The organism is Mesorhizobium sp. WSM1497, assembly GCF_001672455.2.
Classification (GTDB): Bacteria; Pseudomonadota; Alphaproteobacteria; order Rhizobiales; family Rhizobiaceae; genus Mesorhizobium; species Mesorhizobium ciceri.
In genome coordinates this window covers 2,940,651-2,958,901 of the sequence record NZ_CP021070.1, presented here as the reverse complement: position 1 = coordinate 2,958,901, position 18,251 = coordinate 2,940,651, and the positions used below count along the sequence as shown (strand labels likewise).

At 62.9% G+C, this 18,251-nt stretch carries 18 protein-coding genes; 16 read left to right on the top strand and 2 right to left on the bottom strand.

The window, feature by feature from the left end:
• The first annotated feature begins 36 nt into the window (after positions 1 to 36).
• The 6 genes from A9K65_RS14250 to A9K65_RS14225 all read left to right on the top strand — a co-directional run bounded on the left by A9K65_RS14250 (position 37) and on the right by A9K65_RS14225 (position 7,104).
• Entirely contained in the window at positions 37 to 1,158 is a 1,122-nt protein-coding gene (locus A9K65_RS14250) for an aminotransferase class I/II-fold pyridoxal phosphate-dependent enzyme (protein WP_013530416.1), read from the top strand.
• Positions 1,155 to 2,681 carry an FAD-binding oxidoreductase gene (locus A9K65_RS14245; RefSeq protein ID WP_064992563.1) on the top strand — a complete coding sequence of 509 codons (1,527 nt, stop codon included), beginning with the start codon at positions 1,155 to 1,157 and terminating at the stop codon, positions 2,679 to 2,681. The genes A9K65_RS14250 and A9K65_RS14245 overlap by 4 nt, the downstream gene beginning before the upstream one ends.
• 22 nt (positions 2,682 to 2,703) lie before the next feature.
• Complete coding sequence (locus tag A9K65_RS36485) at positions 2,704 to 4,713, top strand: DUF2817 domain-containing protein (protein WP_084015475.1); 2,010 nt, start codon at positions 2,704 to 2,706, stop codon at positions 4,711 to 4,713.
• 71 nt (positions 4,714 to 4,784) lie between these two features.
• A complete protein-coding gene (locus tag A9K65_RS14235) occupies positions 4,785 to 5,582 on the top strand; it encodes a transporter substrate-binding domain-containing protein (protein WP_064992564.1) in 798 nt (265 codons plus the stop codon).
• Between the two features lie 77 nt (positions 5,583 to 5,659).
• Positions 5,660 to 6,367 (top strand): ABC transporter permease subunit, encoded by a 708-nt coding sequence (locus A9K65_RS14230; RefSeq protein ID WP_063168719.1) that lies wholly within the window; start codon positions 5,660 to 5,662, stop codon positions 6,365 to 6,367.
• Positions 6,368 to 6,372: 5 nt separating this feature from the next.
• Entirely contained in the window at positions 6,373 to 7,104 is a 732-nt protein-coding gene (locus tag A9K65_RS14225) for an ABC transporter permease (protein ID WP_063173765.1), read from the top strand.
• A gap of 116 nt (positions 7,105 to 7,220) precedes the next feature.
• Here A9K65_RS14225 and A9K65_RS14220 read toward each other — a convergent pair whose 3' ends face one another.
• Together A9K65_RS14220 and A9K65_RS14215 are read right to left on the bottom strand one after the other, a co-directional pair.
• Complete coding sequence (locus A9K65_RS14220) at positions 7,221 to 8,438, bottom strand: FAD-dependent oxidoreductase (protein WP_013530410.1); 1,218 nt, start codon at positions 8,436 to 8,438, stop codon at positions 7,221 to 7,223.
• Positions 8,439 to 8,453: 15 nt separating this feature from the next.
• Positions 8,454 to 9,218, bottom strand: coding sequence for an HpcH/HpaI aldolase/citrate lyase family protein (locus A9K65_RS14215; protein WP_064992565.1), 765 nt, complete (start codon positions 9,216 to 9,218; stop codon positions 8,454 to 8,456).
• A gap of 118 nt (positions 9,219 to 9,336) precedes the next feature.
• Between A9K65_RS14215 and A9K65_RS14210 the strand changes: the two genes are divergently transcribed.
• From A9K65_RS14210 to A9K65_RS14165, 10 genes are all read left to right on the top strand, one after another.
• Positions 9,337 to 10,227, top strand: coding sequence for a 2-hydroxy-3-oxopropionate reductase (locus A9K65_RS14210; protein ID WP_064992566.1), 891 nt, complete (start codon positions 9,337 to 9,339; stop codon positions 10,225 to 10,227).
• Positions 10,228 to 10,232: 5 nt separating this feature from the next.
• Positions 10,233 to 11,045 carry a shikimate dehydrogenase gene (locus A9K65_RS14205; RefSeq protein WP_013530407.1) on the top strand — a complete coding sequence of 271 codons (813 nt, stop codon included), beginning with the start codon at positions 10,233 to 10,235 and terminating at the stop codon, positions 11,043 to 11,045.
• Entirely contained in the window at positions 11,038 to 11,844 is an 807-nt protein-coding gene (locus tag A9K65_RS14200; protein WP_027161627.1) for an SDR family oxidoreductase, read from the top strand. The genes A9K65_RS14205 and A9K65_RS14200 overlap by 8 nt, the downstream gene beginning before the upstream one ends.
• Positions 11,845 to 11,914: 70 nt before the next feature.
• A complete protein-coding gene (locus A9K65_RS14195; RefSeq protein WP_027161626.1) occupies positions 11,915 to 12,262 on the top strand; it encodes a RidA family protein in 348 nt (115 codons plus the stop codon).
• 50 nt (positions 12,263 to 12,312) lie between these two features.
• Complete coding sequence (locus A9K65_RS14190; protein ID WP_064992997.1) at positions 12,313 to 13,101, top strand: FadR/GntR family transcriptional regulator; 789 nt, start codon at positions 12,313 to 12,315, stop codon at positions 13,099 to 13,101.
• A gap of 290 nt (positions 13,102 to 13,391) precedes the next feature.
• Entirely contained in the window at positions 13,392 to 14,102 is a 711-nt protein-coding gene (locus tag A9K65_RS14185) for an SDR family oxidoreductase (protein ID WP_064992998.1), read from the top strand.
• Positions 14,103 to 14,114: 12 nt separating this feature from the next.
• Positions 14,115 to 14,864, top strand: a complete 750-nt coding sequence (locus A9K65_RS14180; protein ID WP_063168723.1) for an SDR family oxidoreductase — start codon at positions 14,115 to 14,117, stop codon at positions 14,862 to 14,864.
• A 70-nt stretch (positions 14,865 to 14,934) separates the two neighbouring features.
• Positions 14,935 to 15,885: a LysR substrate-binding domain-containing protein gene (locus A9K65_RS14175; protein ID WP_013530401.1), complete on the top strand. Its 951-nt coding sequence runs from the start codon at positions 14,935 to 14,937 to the stop codon at positions 15,883 to 15,885.
• A gap of 86 nt (positions 15,886 to 15,971) precedes the next feature.
• The gene (locus tag A9K65_RS14170) at positions 15,972 to 17,006 is read left to right on the top strand and encodes an amino acid ABC transporter substrate-binding protein (protein ID WP_013530400.1); all 1,035 of its coding nucleotides are present in this window, start codon (positions 15,972 to 15,974) and stop codon (positions 17,004 to 17,006) included.
• A gap of 79 nt (positions 17,007 to 17,085) precedes the next feature.
• Positions 17,086 to 18,249, top strand: coding sequence for an ABC transporter permease subunit (locus A9K65_RS14165; protein ID WP_013530399.1), 1,164 nt, complete (start codon positions 17,086 to 17,088; stop codon positions 18,247 to 18,249).
• The last annotated feature ends 2 nt before the right edge of the window (positions 18,250 to 18,251 follow it).

Genomic DNA, 18,251 nt, shown 5'->3' with positions numbered 1-18,251 from the left:
TGCCGCGCGTGGGCGCGGGGAAACGGAAGTCGGGATTTGGAACAGTCGGTCAAACCAGCGTCGAGCCTGCCGCTCAATCCGCATATCGCCGCATTGCCGCCCTACAATGCCGGCATGAACATCTCGATGGCGCGGGCGCTGAGTGGCCGCAACGATGTCGCCCGGCTGGCCAGCAACGAGAACCCGGACGGGTGTTCTCCCGCCGTCATGGCCGCATTGGCCTCCTCATCCTTCGAGCCATGGCGCTATGCCGATCCGGCCTGCACGGCGCTGCGGGCGGCGCTTGGCGAAAAACTGGCGATCGATCCTGGCATGATCGTTGCCGGCAATGGTTCCGAGGAGATGATCGCCGCCATCTCGCGCGCCGTCCTGGTGCCGGGCGCCTCGGTCGTCACCACGGTGCCGAGCTTCGGGCTGCATGAGATAGAGCCGCTGGCTGCCGGTGCCGATGTCGTCAAGATTGCGATGACACCCGAGATGGGGTTCGATCTTGCCGCGCTCGAAGCGGCGATCGCCGTCGGGCCACGGATCGTTTTCATATCCTCGCCGTGGAATCCGGTCGGGCCCGGTCTCGACCACGCTGGCCTGCGACGGCTGATCGGCGCCGTGCGGCCCGGCACGCTTCTTGTCCTGGACGAGGCCTATTTCGAATTCGCCGATCCCGGCGCGCCCGACGGCATCGAGGTCCTGCGCAACAGCAGCATCGACCATGTCGTGCTGCGCACATTTTCGAAGGCTTATGGCCTGGCGGGGCTGCGCGTTGGCTATGCCGTTTGTTCGGGCTTCGAACTGGCAAGAGTGATCGCGGCCGCCAAGACGCCGTTCAACGTCAATGCGGCAGCACAGGTCGCCGCTATTGCGGCACTGGCCGACGAAAGCTGGATGAAGGCGTCGGCGGGCCGCGTCAGAGCCGAGCGTGTGCGCACCGCCGCCGCACTTAAGGGCCTTGGTTTCCGGGTTGCCCAGTCGCAGACAAACTTCCTGTTCTTCGACTGCAAGGGCGACAGCTCCAGCGTTGCCGCCGGTCTCCTGAAGCAGGGGATCATCGTCAAGGCGTGGCGCGAAACCGGCTACGAGCACTATCTGCGCGCCACCATCGGCTTGCCGGCCGACAACGACCGGCTGATCACGGCGCTTCAGGGATTGGCGGGGCGATGAGCGGCCACGCGTCTCCCAGGCAAACGAACTGGATCGAGCAAGCGGTGCCATTGTCGGTTGTCGACGCGATCCGCCGTGTCGTTGGCGCCTCGAATGTGCGGACCAGTGATGATGCCGGGGCGATCGACCTTGGTTCGAACGGGACGGATTGCGCCGCCGGCATCGTCGTTGCGCCTTCATCGACCGGCGAGGTCGCCGCGGTGGTGCGCATCTGCAGTCAAAATGAGATTCCGATCGTGCCGCAGGGCGGGCGGACCGGCCTGGTCGGCGGAAGTGTCTCGCGGCCGGGCGAGATCGTTCTTTCCCTGGCACGCATGAACCGGATCGAGCGGCTCGATCCCGTCGAGCGCGTGGCGATCGTCGGTGCCGGTGTTACGCTCGAAGCTTTGCAGTCTGCCGCATTTGAGCACCGCCTGGAGCCCGGTATCGATCTTGCCGCGCGCGGTTCGGCGACGATCGGCGGCATGGTGTCCACGAATGCGGGTGGCGTGATGGCCTTTCGCAACGGGGTCATGCGCCACCGCGTCCTTGGCCTGGAGGCCGTGCTGGCCGACGGATCGGTCTATTCCGATCTGACGCGGGTGGTGAAGAATTCCGCCGGCTACGATCTGAAGCATCTCTTCATCGGTGCGGAGGGCACGCTTGGCATCGTGACCCGCGTGGTCGTCAAGCTCGACCCTTCGCCCCGAGCCACCGCCACCGCGCTTTTCGGGCTGCCGTCTGTCGAAGCGGCGCTGCAAGTCATTCATCTGGCGCTTGAATCGGATACCGGAGTTTTGCGCGCGGCGGAGGCGATGTGGACCTCGTATTTCAGCCTGGCCGCAGCCGCGCATGAATGGTCCGAACCGAGCGTGCCGCTCGACCAGACACTGTTCCTGCTGCTGTCGCTTGGCGGCGCGCGCGAAGAGGCGCTGCGCGAAGATTTCGAGCGTATCTATTCGGAAGTGATGGAGCGCTATCCTGAAGCCACCGCCATCATTGCCGGCTCGCGGCGGCAAGAGGAAGACTTGTGGCGGTTGCGCGAGGACACCGGCGTGCTCTATCGCGCCCATCCCCAAGCGCCTTCCTTCGACGTGTCGGTGCCTCTGTCGGAAATTCCGGCCTATCTCAACAGAATCCTGCCCCGGCTCGCAGCGATCGAACCGGGTCTGGCGCCCTATGTATTCGGTCACCTGGCCGATGGAAACCTGCATATCATCCTCAACCGTCAGGGTCCGCTGGCGCCTGACGTAGCGGAGGCTGCCGAGAGCGTCCTGTACCAACAACTGCGGGAGATTGGCGGTTCTTTTTCCGCCGAGCACGGTGTTGGGTCCAAGCGCATCCATTCGCTGCTGGCGACGGTTGACCCGACGAAGCTCGCCGCGATGGAGCGGGTGAAACGAGCGCTGGACGATCAGTCGATCATGAACCCCGACAAGGTGCTTCCCTCCGACGCCTGGTTTGTCCGGTCCTCCAGGCCGCTCCTTTCCGGCAATGAGCGCCGATTGCCACCTCAGAACACGAGCGATCACAACGATGAATAGCCCCACGGTGGAACGACAGGGAATGAACGGATTGACCGCAACCGCCAGCGATCCGGTGGGATCGACCATGCGCCATGATGAGCCAGCCCCCGCCTATGCCCGTGATTTCGCCGTCCTTCGCAGGAGATTTCGCGAAGCCGCCGAGCGGGCCGGCGCGGAACTGTCTGAATATGTTCATCCGCTGAACGGCCCGGATGGCGAGACGCTGGCGACGGATGTGGCGCTGCTTGGCCGCCGCGATGCGCGCAAACTGATCGTGCTCATCTCCGGTACGCATGGTGTCGAGGGCCCGTTCGGCTCGACTTGCCAGACCGCCTGGCTCGGCCAGAAGCACCTGCGGCGCCTGCCCGGCGACACAGCCATCCTTGCCATTCACCTCATCAATCCCTGGGGTACGGCTTGGTCGCGGCGCGTCAACGAGGACAATGTCGACCTCAACCGCAACTTCATCGACTGGTCTTCAAGTGCTCCCGTCAACAACGGTTATGCCGGCCTGCACGACGCCATGGCGTATCGCGAGTGGGAGGGACCGGACCGCATAGCGGCCGACGAGAAGCTCGCCGTGGCGCGCAAAAGGCTTGGGCATGCCGGGCTGGCGGCGATCGTCGAAGCCGGCCAGTATGAGTTCGCCGACGGCATGTTCTACGGCGGTGGCGGCCCGGTCTGGTCGAACCGCACCTTGAACGAAATTCTGAAGACCTTTGCCGGCGCGGCGCGCCAGGCCATCGTCTTCGACCTGCATACCGGCGCCGGGCCTTACGGTTATCCGGCTCTGCTTTCTGTGGCGAGTTCCGAGCATGACGGCCTTGCCTGGGGCAAATCCATCTTCGGGCCGGCGCTGGCGACAGTCCTGACAGGCCAGGGCGCCAAGACCGATACCGGCATCGCGGCGACGGCGACCGGCTATGTCTCCGATGCCGTCCGCAAGGCAATGCCGAACGCGCGCGTGCTGCCGCTTGTCGTTGAATGCGGCACGTTGGACGGGCCGGCTGTCATGGAAGCGGTCCAGGCCGACAACTGGCTGCATCTGTTCGGCAAGCTCGATTCGCCGTTGGGCAAGCGGATCCGCGACACCCTGCGTTGCGCCTTCATCCCGGATGACCCAGACTGGCAACGCACCTGCCTGTCCAGCAGCCTGCGCTATTTCGATCGTGCGCTGGCGGACCTGCGAACCGTCGAGATAACCCAGGACACCAGCAGCGAACAGACGCCGCCAACCCTTCCTGCCGTCGCGGCCGATCCGGCGCCCGCTGACAAGGCAAAGATCACCACGCCGGCCGTGCAGATCGACGAGCTTCACAAGAGCTTCGGCTCGCTTTTGGTGTTGAAGGGCGTCAATCTCACCGCCCATGCCGGTGAGGTCATTTCCATGATCGGCTCGTCGGGCTCGGGCAAGAGCACGTTCCTGCGTTGCATCAATCTTCTGGAGCAGCCGGATGGCGGCAAGGTCGCCATCGATGGCGAGGTGATCAAGATGAAGCCGCTGTCGAGCGGCCGTCTTGGGCCAGCCGACATGGCGCAGGTCGAACGCATCCGCGCCCGCGTCGGCATGGTGTTCCAGAACTTCAATTTGTGGCCGCACATGACTGTGGCGGAGAACATCATCGAAGCGCCCCGGCACGTCTTGAAGGAGCCCCGCGAGAAGGCCATCGAACATGCACACGCCTTGTTGAAGAAGGTCGGGCTCGCCGACAAGCACGCTCATTATCCGGGCCAGTTATCAGGCGGCCAGCAGCAACGCGCCGCGATCGCCCGAACGCTCGCGATGCGTCCCAAAGTCATCCTCTTCGACGAACCGACATCGGCGCTCGATCCCGAGTTGGTCGGCGAGGTGCTGCGCGTGATCCGTCAACTGGCGGAGGAAGGCAACACCATGATCCTCGTAACGCACGAGATGCAGTTCGCGCGCGAGGTCTCCCACAAGGTTCTGTTTCTCCACCAGGGAAAGGTGGAGGAAGAGGGTGCGCCCGCGGAGCTGTTCGGCAACCCGCGCTCGGAGCGTCTGCGCCAATTCCTGGCACGGACACTGTGAGGGAAGCATCCTCGAAGCGTCCGGTTCGCACCGGACAACGGCAATGAAGACCAACAACAAGGGGAACTGATATGAAGCTGAAAGTCTTGACGCTGCTCGCATGTCTCGCGGGAAGCATGGGAAACGCATTGGCGGCCGAAGGCGAGTTGTCCATCGGAACGGAAGGCGCCTACCCGCCATGGAGCATGTCCGACGCCAGTGGCAACGTCACCGGTTTCGACGCCGATGTCGGCGCGTTGCTGTGCACCAAACTCGCGGTGACCTGCCATTTTGTCGTGCAGGCGTTCGACGGGTTGATCCCGGCGCTGAAGGCCAAGCGCTTCGACGTCATCATCTCGGGCATGTCGATCACCGCCGATCGCAAGAAGGAGATCAATTTCAGCGTCGGCTATGCCGAACTGGCCAACATGTTCGTAGCGGCCAAGGGTTCTGATCTGGCCGCGATCACCGACGTCGACACGCTGCTGAAGTCGCTCGACGGCAAGAAGGTCGGCGTGCAGGCTGGCACGACCCACGCGCATTTCCTCGAGAAGCGTGCACCGAATGCCGACCTGAAAACCTACGACACGCTTGACCAGATGCAGATCGACCTGGCGAGCGGCCGTATCGACACGGCTTTCGCCGATCAATCCGCCTTGCAGGATTTTCTGGACAAGCCTGACGGCAAGAACTTCCAACTGGTCGGTGTTGAGATCAAGAGCACATACGACCCGACGCTTGGCGAAGGCATCGGCGTCGGTATCGCGCAGGACAACATCGAACTCAAGGCCAAGATCGACAAGGCGCTTTGCGAGCTGATCGCGGACGGCTCGGTCGGCAAGGCAAGCGAGAAATGGTTCAAGACGGACATTTCCCGGCCCTGCAAATAACGCCTTGGAACCCTCGCATGCGCCCGGAGCGCCGGGCGCATGCGCTTCGCTGGCACGACAAGACTAGGGCAACTCAGATGGAATTCGGTCTCTGGCAGGTTTGGGAAGCGGGTTGGGTGACCGCCATCCTGCGTGGCGCGTCGATAACGATCCTGGTGGGTCTCGTCAGCATGGCGGCCGGGCTGGTGATCGGCATTGTCTGCGGCTTGATCAAATGGGCCCGGATATTTCCGCTCTCGCTGCTCGTTGATGCCTATACCTCGCTGGTGCGCGGCGTGCCCGAGCTGCTCATCATCTACCTCCTGTTTTTCAGTTCGGTTGAATTCGTGACCAAGGTCGTGACCGCTTTCGGCTATGCCGGGGTCGCGGAGAGCGGCTATGCGTTCGTCATCGCGGTCATCGCCATCGGCGCGATCTCCGGCGCCTATTCGACCGAGGTCGTGCGCGGGGCCCTGGGGGCGATCCCCAATGGGCATATCGAGGCCGCTCGCGCGCTCGGGCTATCGGGCGGCCGGATCTTTCGCCGCATCATCGCGCCGCAGATGCTGCGCATCGCGGTTCCCGGAATCAACAACGTCTGGCAGACCACGATCAAGGACACGGCCCTGGTCTCGGTGGTCGGCCTTCAGGAGCTGATGCGCATTTCTTTCATTGGCGCCAATTCCACCCGCCACCCGTTCATCTTCTACCTGATCGCGGCTGTGGTTTATCTGGCCATTACGCTCGTCAGCCAGGCCGGGTTCGACGGCATCGAACGCCTGCTCAGGGTGAGGACGAGAAAGTAGTTATGATGGATCTCATCCAGCTAGCGGTTCCCGTCCTGCTCAAGGGCCTGTGGGTCACAGCGGCACTAACGTTCGTCTCGGTGCTGATCGGCTTCAATCTGGGCCTCGGTTTGGCGCTGATGCGGCTGTCGTCGAACCGCTTCCTGTCAGGCTTTGCCAAATATTATTCCAATGTCTTTCGCGGGACGCCACTGCTGGTGCAGATTTTCCTGTTCTATTACGGGCTTGGCCAACTTTCCCTGATCAAGGACAACGCAGCTTTGTGGTGGTTGATCAGCGACGGCGCGCGCTGCGCCGTGCTGGCGCTTGCGCTGAACACGGCTGCCTACACGTCGGAGATCCTGCGCGGCGGATTGATGTCGGTTCCGGTTGGCCTCGTCGAAGCGGCGCAGGCATGCGGCATGTCGCGCATGCTCCGGTTCCGGCGCATCGAGTTTCCGCTCGCCATCCGCCAGGCGCTGCCGGCCTATGGCAATGAGCTCATCCTGGTCGTCAAGGGGACCAGCCTTGCCTCGACGATCACGGTGCTCGAGATCACCGGCTACGCCAAGCGGCTGATGAGCCAGACCTTCGCAATCTTCGAGATCTTCGCCATTGCCGGCGTGCTCTATCTTGTGATCAATCTGCTGTTGATCGCGATCATCCGCGCCATAGAGCGTTTTCTCATGCGCCACGAGGCCTCCTCTGGCCGAGATCTGGCAGCGCCGCAACCAAATCGATCGACCGTGGGTTCGTGACGCTCCTGCTAAGATAGAGCGATCCGAGCGAGTAGTTTTCACGACGTCTCTGACTAAAATGCAATTTCATTGGACGCTGAATGCCCGAGATAAAATGGGTGACCGATCGTCTCGCTTTAGATCACTGCTTCCTCGAGAAACGGCTCGTTGCGATCTATGCGCTCGTAACAGAACGGCGAAAGATCGAGCGTCTGGAAAGCCCCGTGAACGATAAGTTCTGAAACGGCCCGACCCACGGCTGGCGACTGTTGCAGCCCGTGCCCCGAGAAACCGTTGGCAAACATGAAATTGGTCACCTGCGGGTGGAAGCCGACGATGCCGTTGTGGTCGAGCATGTTGTACTCGTAGTGGCCGGTCCAACTGGTCTGGACCTTGAGTGCGTCGAAAGACGGAATGCGGTGCCAGAGTGCCGGCCAGATGTAGTCGTCGAACTCTTCATGGTGCATTTCAAAGTCGTCGTAGCCGGCCGGTCCGTCGCCTTGCGGCGTGTTGCCGGTGAGAAAAAGCTCGCCTTCGGGACGCACGAATGTTCCGGAAAGGTCGATGACATTGGGCATCCGGCCGGGGATCGGGTTGGCGCTGGCGAAGACGAAGCTGTAGCGCTTGTAGGGCGCGACCGGGATCGACAGGCCGGCCATGGCGGCCACCTGCTGAGCGCGCGGGCCCGCGGCGTTGACCAATGTTCCGCAGGCAACCGTCTGGCCGGTCGCGAGGCGCACCGAGATGACCCGCCCATCGGCGATATCCAGCCCTGTCACGGCATTGTCGATATACTCGACGCCGCTGGCGCGGGCTGCGCGGCGGAAACCGTTCATCAGCCCCACGGAATCGAACCAGCCCTCTTCCCTGGCCCCCCAGGAACCGCCACCGAGATCCTCCACATTGAGCCAGGGGAAGCGATCCTTCAGCGGGCCCGGCTCAAGAAACACCGTGTGGGCCCCAAAACTGCGTTGCAGATCGACGCGCTCGCGGGCCGCTTTGACGCCGTCGGGTGAACAGCAGTAAAGATACCCATGCTCCTTGAAGCCGAGGTCGGGCGCCGGTTCGTCCTTGTAGAAAGGTGCCATACGCTCCTGAAATCCGCGGATGATCTCGATGCCGAACTGGCTGATCTTCACATTGATCGGATTGGAATATTGCTGCCGGATCGCACTGGTGGAGAGCGCCGTCGACGAGAATTCGTAGCTCGAGTCGCGTTCGACGACGAGGATCGAGGCGCCGCTGCCCAGCGCCTGGCTCAGCCAGTAGGCCGTGGACGAACCGATGACGGCGCCGCCGACGATGACGATGTCGTAGGCGGTGCGTGACGGCGCTTTGTACCGGGGGATCGGCATGGCTGTATCTCCGGTCTACTGAGTGAACGAAGCGACCAAGGCATCCGAGCCCCGCGCCAGCAGGCCGAGGTCGGAACCAACGGCAACCATGGTGAAGCCGTCGGCGATGTAGCGGTCGGCATCGGTCTTTGCGGGAGCCAGGATCCCGCTGGCCTTGCCTGCCGCCGTTGCTGCCTTGCGCACCGAGGCGATCGCTTCTTGAACGTGTGCGGCCCCGGGATTGCCCATCGCACCCATGTTGGTGGAAAGGTCGCCGGGCCCGACGAACAGAACGTCGACGCCGTCCACTGCCGCAATTTCCGCGGCATTGGCGACGCCCAATTCATCCTCGATCTGTACGGCGAGAAGCTGCTGCTCACGCGCCTTGGCGTGGTAACCGGCGATGCGACCGAAGCCGTTGGCACGGTGACCGACCGAGAAGCCGCGAAATCCACCAGGCGCATATGTCATGGCCGCGACAATGGCGCGGGCCTGATCGGCCGTCCGCACATTGGGGATCATCAGGCTGCGCGCACCGATATCCAGGGCCTGCTTGATCAGATTGGGATCGTCGGAAGGCAGCCTGACGACGGCCTCGCTGTCAAAGCCGCCCATGACCTGCAACTGGGCCATGATGCTGCGCAGATGATTGGGGCTATGCTCGCCATCGATCAGCAGCCAGCCGGCGCCGGAGCCCGCGACAATTTCCGTCGTCAGGGCCGAAGCCAGCGAGCACCAGATGCCGATATGGGCCCGGCCGGCCGACACGGCAGCCTTCAGCGTGTTGAGGCGCTCTTGCATTTTGCGGTCGGTCTCCGATGAGCGAAAGGACGTTGAAATTTGTATGATGTCCTATATCATACGGCAATAATTTGCTGCAAGATGCAATACGCACCAACCTTCGTACAGGGGTTCAAGAATGAAGATCGGGTTCATCGGGCTCGGTGTGATGGGAGCACCGATGGCGCACCATCTCGTCGACGCGGGACATGAGATCTTCACGGTCCTGAACCGCTCCCCTCTGCCGAAGGACCTTAGGGCATCGGTCGTCGCCTCTCCTGGCGATGTGGCGCGGATGTCCGAGATCATCGTGACCATGCTGCCCGACACGCCAGATGTGGAGCGTGTCCTGCTTGGAGGAAACGGCGTCCTGGAGGGGCTGTCGGCCGATAAGCTGGTCATCGACATGAGCTCGATCAGCCCTATCGCCACTGCGGAATTCGCAGCGAAACTGCGGCAAGCGGGAGCCGGCTACCTCGACGCCCCGGTCTCGGGCGGTGAGGTCGGCGCCAAGGCGGCGAGCCTCACCATCATGGTCGGCGGGCCGACCGCAGAGTTCGAGCGCGCGCTGCCGATCTTTCGGACGCTGGGCAAGAACATCACCTTGATCGGCGAGCACAATGGCGCCGGCCAGACCTGCAAGATCGCAAATCAGATCATCGTCGCGCTCAACATAGAGGCCGTGGCGGAAGCGCTCGTCTTTGCCAGCAAGGCCGGTTGCGACCCGGCAAAGGTGCGCGCCGCGCTGATGGGCGGCTTTGCCTCGTCCCGCGTGCTGGAGGTGCATGGCGAGCGCATGATCGCCCGGACCTTCGCCCCGGGCTTTCGCATGCGGCTTCACCAGAAGGATCTCAACCTCGCGCTCGAAAGCGCCCGCGCGCTTGGCGTCTCGCTGCCGAACACCGCGATGGCGCAACAACTGATGAGCGCCTGCTCAGCCCGACCAGGCGGCGCGGAGGCCGACCACTCGTCCCTCGTCCAGGCGCTGGAGATCCTCAGCGGCCACGAACTGTCAAAAGAAAAGGAGTAAAACCGATGCGCGGAACCGGCAAGGCCGAGATCTTCGTGATGCTGGCCCATCCCGTGGCCCATGCCAAGAGCCCCGGCATATTCAACGAGATCTTCGAGCAGAAGGGCCTCGACAGCCTCATGGTGCCCTTGAGCTGCCGCCCGGAGGATTTCGAGGCCTTCTGGGCCGGCATTACGGCAGCCGAGAATATCAGGGGCGTGATCATCTCGGTGCCGTACAAGGTTGCGGTCTATCACAAATGCACCGCCGCTCACGACCGCGCCGCGAGGGTGCAGAGCGCCAATTCCGTGCGCCGGCTGCCCGATGGCAGCTGGTACGCCGATAATTTCGACGGCGTCGGCTTTATCGATGGCCTCAAGGCAGGCGGACATGAGATTGCCGGCCGCCGCATCCTTCAGGTCGGCGCCGGCGGCGCCGGCGCGTCCCTGGCCTATTGTCTCGCCGAAGCCGGTGCCGAGGAAATCCGCTTGGCCGACATCGATACCGGTCGCGCCGAAAAACTGGCGGCGCTGGTCGCGCAGGTCTTCCCGAAATGCCGCATCCAGGTTGGAGAGGCCGAGCCTTCCGGCATGCATATGGCGATCAACGCCACGCCGGTTGGCATGCACGCCGGCGACCCGCTGCCGCTGGATGTGAGCCGGCTGACCCCGGACATGACGGTCGTCGACATCATCATGGAGCCCGCCGAGACCCCCCTGCTAAAGGCAGCGAAAGAGATTGGCTGCCGCATTCAGCCGGGGCGCCCGATGATGGATTTCCAGGTCCGGGCCATGTCCGAATTCTTCGACATCGAAGGCAAAGGTCGCGGCAATGGCTGAGACATTGACGGCCGTCGTCATCGGCGGCACTTCCGGCATCGGACGCGCGATAGCGCTGCGCTTCGCCGAGGACGGCTACCATCTGGTGGTCGCCGGCAGGGATGCGGCACGGGGCGATGAGGCGGTTGGCGCCTGCGCGGCGGTCGGCGCACCGCGCGCGCTGTTTGTCCAGACCGATGTCTCCGAATCCGGCTCGGTGGAAGCGCTGGCGCAGGCCGTCTGCGACGCGTTCGGTGCCCCGCACGTCGTCGTCAATTGCGCCGGCATCCTGCAGAGTGGCAAGCACGTCCTCGACCAGGATCTGGACGAAGACGAGAGGATGTGGCGAGTGAACTATCGCGGCACCTTGCTGGGTTGCCAGGTGTTCGGTCGGCTGATGTCGGCTGCCGGGCGAGGCGCGATCCTGAACGTCGGCTCGCTTGCCTCCTTCGCGCCGCTGTCCCTGCCCGCCTACACGCCCGGAAAGCATGCCGTCCTGGCCTTGACCCAGATCCTGGCCGCCGAGCTCGGTCCGCACGGCGTACGCGTCAATGCGGTGGCCCCCGGCTACACGCTTTCGGACGGGCTGAAAGCCAGGATCGCCAAGGGTGAGCGCAATCCCGAAGCCATCCAGGCGACCACCGCGCTGCGCCGCTTCGTCGAGCCGCGCGACGTTGCCGAGGCCGCACTGTTCCTCTGCTCCGACCGGGCCGCATCGATAACCGGCGTCACGCTGCCCGTCGACGCCGGCTGGCTCGTTCAGGCGCCCTACGCACAATATCTGCAGGGAAACCCCATCCGCCAGACGCCGGCAATCTGACCCCATCCGGCGGAGGCCGGAAATCTGACCCATCCGGCGGAGGCCGGAAATTTGACCCAAGGACAATCCAATGAGTGACATCAAGCGCTTCGACTTCGACACCCGCATCCACCACGGGGTCATCCACAATGGCACCCTCTACCTCACCGGCCAGGTCGCAAAGCCGGGTCAGTCCGCAGCCGACCAGATGCGCGAGGCGCTTGGCAAGGTCGACGTCCTGCTTGCCAAGGCCGGTACGGACAAGACACGTATCCTTCACGTGCAGATGTGGCTGGACGACGTCAGGGATTTCGACGAGGTCAACACGGTCTGGGACGGATGGATGCCGAAGGAGCATGCACCCGCGCGCTCTTCCGGCGAAGGACGGATGGCCAAGCCTGGAATGCTGGTCGAGCTGATCGTCACCGCGGCGGTTTGAATGGCCTTGCCGGTTCAGGCATCATCGCGAATCTGGCTAAGGGGAGACTGATGACGAAGCGCAAACCGCTTTCCACTGTCGTGGCGGAGAGTCTGTCCGAAAAGATCCGTTCCGGATCTCTGCTTCCCGGCGCGCAATTGCCGACCGAGGCGGAGCTTTGTGCCGAGTACGACGTCAGCCGGACGGTGGTGCGGGAAGCGGTGGCGCGATTGCGCTCCGAAGGGATGGTGGTGCCGCAGCAGGGCCGCGGCATGTTCGTCAGCGAAACGCCGGCGCCGCGCAATTTCTCGATACCGGACGAGGCGCTGAGGACCTTGCCGGAAACCATTGCCCTGCTCGAACTGAGATTGAGTGTCGAGGTGGAGTCCGCCGGGCTATGCGCGGAACGGCGCACCGATGCGGAGGCGAACGGAATCCGAGCCCTGATGGAAAAGGTCGACGCCCAGCAAGCGGATCCCGCTGTCGTCCAGATCCACTACGACTATGATTTCCATCTGGCGATCGCCAAAGCCGCGCGCAACGAATTCATCCACGGCTTCCTGAGCTATCTCAGGCCGATGATCGTTCCACGCTTTCAACTGGGCTACGTGGTCACGCCGGCGCTCAAGGACAGCTATTACGCACGCATTCACAACGAGCACAAAACCATCGTGGATGCCATCGAAAGGCAGGACGGTCGTGCTGCTCGCCAGGCCATGCGCAAGCATCTGCACAACAGCCTCGGGCGTGTGCGCGCTTTGGCACGGGCTTCGGGCGTCGCGGCGACAGAGGCAGAGCAGCAGGCGGCTGCGGCCTCGCTCTTTACCGATATGAAGAGGCCTGCTCCGACAGGCGGGTAAGGCCCCCGGCTTCGATCACCTAAGGCATTCGCACTCACCCAGATTAGCCACCGCATTGCGAAAGCCATGTTTTGGCTCCGCCAGCTGACCTGAACCGTTTCCCGCAGGTTGAGAACATCGTTTTCCCATCGTTTCCTTCGATTTTCAGCCTCGGCGCCGTGGTGACCACCTGCCCGGTTTTCGGGCGGGAAAAGAGAATTCGAAAGTTTATCTTTCCTTTTTGCTGGTTTTCTTGGTTTCGCGGCATCGGCCCAGGCCGCAGACTGAATCAGGCAATCAGGGAAGCCAACGTGACGACAGCCTTCATCACAGGTGCAACAAGCGGCATAGGGCGGGCCATGGCGATCGCACTGAGCGACGCCGGCTACAATGTCTATGCGGTCGGGCGCAGCCAAGCCGCGCTCAAGGCGTTGCAGGCCGAGCGATCCGGCATCGTGCCCATCGCCGTCGACGTGACCGATCGCGAGGCGCTGGAAGCTGTTCTGGCGGATCTGACCATCGACGTGCTGATCAATAATGCCGGGATCATGCCACCATTGGGCAATTTCGCCGACATGAAAATCTCCGACATCGACACCACGCTGGAGGTCAACCTCAGCGCGGCAATCCTGCTTACCCGCCTCGTCGTTCCGCAGATGCGCGAGCGGCAGGCTGGCCACATCCTGTTCACCGGCTCCACCGCGGGCCACGCGGCATATTCCAACATTGCCGTCTATTCGGCCACCAAGGCGGCGATATCAGGCTTTGCCGCCGCGTTGCGCGCCGACCTCTCCCCATCAGGCGTCCGTGTCACCGAGATCGTCGCCGGCCGTGTCGAGACGCAGCTCTACCAGGACATCCTCGACGCAAAGGCGCGCGCGGCCATGTACGCCAGCAAAGTGGTGCAGCCGGATGACGTGGCCAGAATGGTGGTCGCGGTACTCGGCCTGCCCGCATGGGCCGACGTTACCCGTTTCGACATCATGCCGACATGGCCAACCTCGCCAAGCGGCACCAAGTAAGGAAAAACTGGAATGAAGGATCTTTCCGTTCTGATCGTAGGCGGCGGCGCTGGCCTCGGCGCGCTTTTGGCCAGGATGGCTGTAGAGGCCGGGGCTGCAAAGATCGGCATCATCGACATCAACCAGGACGCCGCCGAAGCCGCTCTCGCACCGGCAAAGGCCAACGGCCTGCCGACCGCGGCCGCCCTGTGCGACATCCAGGTCGGCCCTCAGTGCCACGCCGCCTTCGACGCCATCGTTTCGAAGCTCGGGCGTATCGACACGCTGATCAATTGCGCCGCGATCTACCCTCGCCGCCCGCTCCTCGAGATCAGCGACGCCGATTGGGATGCCTCCAATGGCATCAACATCAAGGGCACTTATCACATGATGGTGGCAGCCGTTCGCCACATGCAATCGCAGGAGCCGAAGAGCCATGTGCGTGGCCGGATCGTCAACCTGACCTCTGTCGATGCCTTCAAGGCGCATCCGCAGAACGCCCACTATGCGGCAACCAAGGCCGCCGTGGTCAGCCTGACGCGCTCCTTTGCCCATGACGTCGCAAAACACGGGATCCTGGTCAATTCGGTGGCCCCCGCAGGGATGGCCACGGAGCGGGCCAAGGCCCTCGGCTTCCTCGAGGAACTGGCCAAGGCGAGCCCGCTGGGTCGTGGCGCCGAGCCTGCGGAGATTGCCGAGTGGGTTCTCATGACCGGCGGCCCCAAGAATACCTACATGACGGGAGAAAATGTAATTGTTTCAGGTGGTTATATATACGCCTGAGCTATTTTCGCGGCGCCGGCGGCGCTGAATTGTCCAACAGGAACGCAAGCGAAAGGAGGTGGAATAGACGATGACCGGCAAGCTTCGCCTTCCCTCGCTGAATGCGCTTCGCGTCTTCCACGCCGTCGCGCAGCACAAGAGCTTTCGGCAGGCGGCGGATGAATTGCTGGTCACGCCGCAGGCCGTCGGACAGCAGATCAAGCTACTGGAGGACACGCTTCAGGTGACACTGTTCGAACGCAAGGGGCGGTCGGTCGAATTGACCGAGTCTGCCATCCTTCTCTCGCACTATGTCAAAGCTGGGTTCGATGAATTTTCCGAAGGTGTTCGCCGCGTCACCAAGTCGAATTACCGGGACCGCATCAACCTGAATGCGAGCCCCTATTTCGCGACCCACTATTTGCTGCCTCGCCTATCTCTGTTCCGGGAGATATTGCCCGGTGCGGATCTGCGCCTGACGACGATGGTCGATCTGCCCGATTTCGGACGCGACGACATCGATATGACCGTCCAGTGGGGCTACGGCAATTGGCCGGACTACGAGACCATACTGCTGGTGCCTGATCCGAAGGTCATCTGCTGCACTCCGGCCATCGGCGAGAGCATCAAGTCGGCGCAGGACCTGACGTTGTTCACGTTGCTGGACACCGTCAAGTCGAAGCGCCTTTGGCCAGACATTTTACGCCACCTTGCCATCGAGCAGACGGACGGCAACCGAAGCATCAGCTTCGACGATGCCGCGACCATGCGCCGTGCAACCCTGCAAGGCATCGGCGTCGGTCTCGTCTCCGTCATCGACGCCGAGGAAGATTTGAGGTCGGGCGCGCTGGTCGCTCCGGTCGGGCGCGACGCCCTTGCCGATATGCGGCCGGAAGAAGTTCCTGGATTCTACCTGATCGTCCCGCGCGGGCACCTGCGCGTGAAGGCGGTCGCCGCCCTTCATCGATGGCTCGCCCAGCAGGACTGGGGCAGCGATCTGAAGATTTCCTCCGTGCCGAAACCGACCCCGCTTTCCGATTAGGAGCGGCTTTGAGACAGAGCTCCGAAAGAGAACTTTTGGGCCTCCAACAACAAGAAACCAAACAACCTCAACAGTGGAGACGGAACATGAAGACGATGAAATGGGGGGCCGCAGCCATGGCCCTTGGACTTGTGCATTTTGCAGCGCCGGCAGAAGCCGCCGGCGGCAAGACGCTGGAAGCCGTCAAGGCGCGCGGCGTGCTCAACTGCACCGGCCATGACGGGTCTTATCTCGGCTTCGCCGAAGTCGACGACAAGGGCAACTGGAAGGGCATGGACATCGATCTCTGCCGGGCGGTGGCCACGGCCGTGCTCGGCGACCCGGCAAAACTGAAGGTCGTTCCGATCAGCTGGGCGCAGCGCTGGCCGTCCCTGCAATCGGGCGATGTCGACATCATCATCAAGGCGTCGGGCGGCACGCTCAGCCGCGACACCGAGCTCGGGCTGCAATTTTCCATGTCCTATTACCTCGGAACGACCAAGGTGATGGCGCACAAGGAGCTAAACCTCAAGTCGCTCAAGGATGCGGCCGGCGGCACGATCTGCATTCCCGCCGGCACGTCGCAGGAACAGCAGGTCGCGGCCTATACGGCCAAGCTTGGCATCAAGCTCGAACCCGTGCTCATCGAAAAGACCGAGGAGCTCGAGCAGGCCTATTTCTCCGGACGCTGCGATCTCTATGCGCAGTGGGGCCCGACGCTCGCCATTGCGCGCATCGCCAAGAGCAAGGTCGACGACCATGTCATCCTGCCCGACGTGCTCGCCGTCGAGCCTGAAGTCATGATCATGCGCCAAGGCGACGACAATTGGGTTGACATCGCCAACTGGACGCTGAGCACGCTGATCTTCGCCGAGCAGGAAGGCATCACCTCCAAGAACGTCGACGAGGTCAAGGCCAAGCCGACCTCGCCGCAAGTCGCCAAGTTCCTCGGCGTCACGCCAGGCATGGGCAAGGGTCTCGGTCTCGATGATGACTGGGCCTACAAGGTGATCAAGAACGTCGGCAATTACGGCGAAATCTTCGAGCGCGACCTCGGCAAGGACTCGCCCTACAAGATGGACCGCGAGTTGACCAACCTTTGGAACAATGGCGGTGTCCTGTTCCCGCTGGTGATCGACTGATCCGTCCTTAACTCACCCGCTCCAGGCCCCGCCCGGCACAGCCGGGCGGGGTCGGCGACAATTCGGCAAGGATCTTTGGATGGTCAGCCTGCTGAGAAATCAAAAGGTCCGCAACGCGCTGTTGCAGGTCCTCTATGTCGGCTCGATCGCCGCGATGGTGCTTGCCGGCATCGTGATCGCCCGCCGCAACCTGGCTGATCAGGGGATCACCTCCGGATTCGACTTTCTGTTCAAGTCGACGGGTTGGGATGTGAATTTCTCGCTGCTGCCCGCCACGGCCAATGATCCCTATTGGTGGTACTTCCTCATCGGCATCATCAACACGCTGTTCCTGGGGAGCGTCGGCCTGATACTGGCGACGATCGTGGGAACGATCGTCGGTCTGGCGCGGACGTCTTCGAACGATTTGGCGCGGCTGCTCGGCCGTACCTATGTGGACATCTTCCGCAACATTCCGCTGATCCTCCAGGTTTTCTTCTGGTATGCGATCATCACGCACCTGCCGACGCCGCGCAGCGCGCACGAAGCCTGGGGCTTCCTGCTCACCAGCCGAGGACTCTACATCCCATTCCCGAACGTCGGCAGTGCCGCGTTTGCCGCAGCCACAGTGGCTGTGATCGCGGCCATCGTGCTGCCGGCCTGGCTGGGCAGGACGTCGCTCCTTGCCCAGCCGATCGGCCAGCGGCGCACCATCCAGTTTGCCGCCGCCGCAGCGGCACTGGCCTGCGCGACCATCATTCTGGCTCTCGGACGTCTGCCGGATACGCCGCTGCTGGACTTCCCTGCCCTGCAAGGCCTCAATCTGAGAGGCGGCCTGCGTATCCCTCCGGAGTTCGCCACCCTCGCCATCGCCATCGCCATCTATGGCGGCTCCTACATTGCGGAGATCGTGCGCGGAGGCTTCAAATCTGTCGGCACCGGCCAGGTCGAGGCAGCTCTTTCCTTGGGCCTTAGTCCCTGGCGGGTCTTCACGCTGGTGCGGCTGCCGCTGGCGCTGCGTGCCATGCTGCCGATCCTTGCCAATCAGTATGTCTGGCTGATGAAGGCGACGACGATGGGCATCGCCGTGGGCTTCACCGACTTCTTCATGATTGTGGCGCTGACGATCAACCATTCCGGGCAAACCCTCGAAGCGATCGGCATCCTGATGGCAGGCTTCCTCGCCATCAACCTCAGCCTTGCCGCCGTCTTCAACCGCATCAACAAGGCAATTGCCCTCAAGGGCAATCAACTGAGGGGCTGAGA

Coding starts and splice junctions, on each gene's coding strand:
- A9K65_RS14190 (WP_064992997.1), top strand. CDS start 12,313: ATGACGAAGCGCAAACCGCTTTCCACTGTCGTGGCGGAGAGTCTGTCC.
- A9K65_RS14170 (WP_013530400.1), top strand. CDS start 15,972: ATGAAGACGATGAAATGGGGGGCCGCAGCCATGGCCCTTGGACTTGTG.
- A9K65_RS14230 (WP_063168719.1), top strand. CDS start 5,660: ATGGAATTCGGTCTCTGGCAGGTTTGGGAAGCGGGTTGGGTGACCGCC.
- A9K65_RS14175 (WP_013530401.1), top strand. CDS start 14,935: ATGACCGGCAAGCTTCGCCTTCCCTCGCTGAATGCGCTTCGCGTCTTC.
- A9K65_RS14245 (WP_064992563.1), top strand. CDS start 1,155: ATGAGCGGCCACGCGTCTCCCAGGCAAACGAACTGGATCGAGCAAGCG.
- A9K65_RS14205 (WP_013530407.1), top strand. CDS start 10,233: ATGCGCGGAACCGGCAAGGCCGAGATCTTCGTGATGCTGGCCCATCCC.
- A9K65_RS14210 (WP_064992566.1), top strand. CDS start 9,337: ATGAAGATCGGGTTCATCGGGCTCGGTGTGATGGGAGCACCGATGGCG.
- A9K65_RS14235 (WP_064992564.1), top strand. CDS start 4,785: ATGAAGCTGAAAGTCTTGACGCTGCTCGCATGTCTCGCGGGAAGCATG.
- A9K65_RS14225 (WP_063173765.1), top strand. CDS start 6,373: ATGGATCTCATCCAGCTAGCGGTTCCCGTCCTGCTCAAGGGCCTGTGG.
- A9K65_RS14180 (WP_063168723.1), top strand. CDS start 14,115: ATGAAGGATCTTTCCGTTCTGATCGTAGGCGGCGGCGCTGGCCTCGGC.
- A9K65_RS14195 (WP_027161626.1), top strand. CDS start 11,915: ATGAGTGACATCAAGCGCTTCGACTTCGACACCCGCATCCACCACGGG.
- A9K65_RS14215 (WP_064992565.1), bottom strand. CDS start 9,218: ATGCAAGAGCGCCTCAACACGCTGAAGGCTGCCGTGTCGGCCGGCCGG.
- A9K65_RS14200 (WP_027161627.1), top strand. CDS start 11,038: ATGGCTGAGACATTGACGGCCGTCGTCATCGGCGGCACTTCCGGCATC.
- A9K65_RS14220 (WP_013530410.1), bottom strand. CDS start 8,438: ATGCCGATCCCCCGGTACAAAGCGCCGTCACGCACCGCCTACGACATC.
- A9K65_RS14165 (WP_013530399.1), top strand. CDS start 17,086: ATGGTCAGCCTGCTGAGAAATCAAAAGGTCCGCAACGCGCTGTTGCAG.
- A9K65_RS36485 (WP_084015475.1), top strand. CDS start 2,704: ATGAACGGATTGACCGCAACCGCCAGCGATCCGGTGGGATCGACCATG.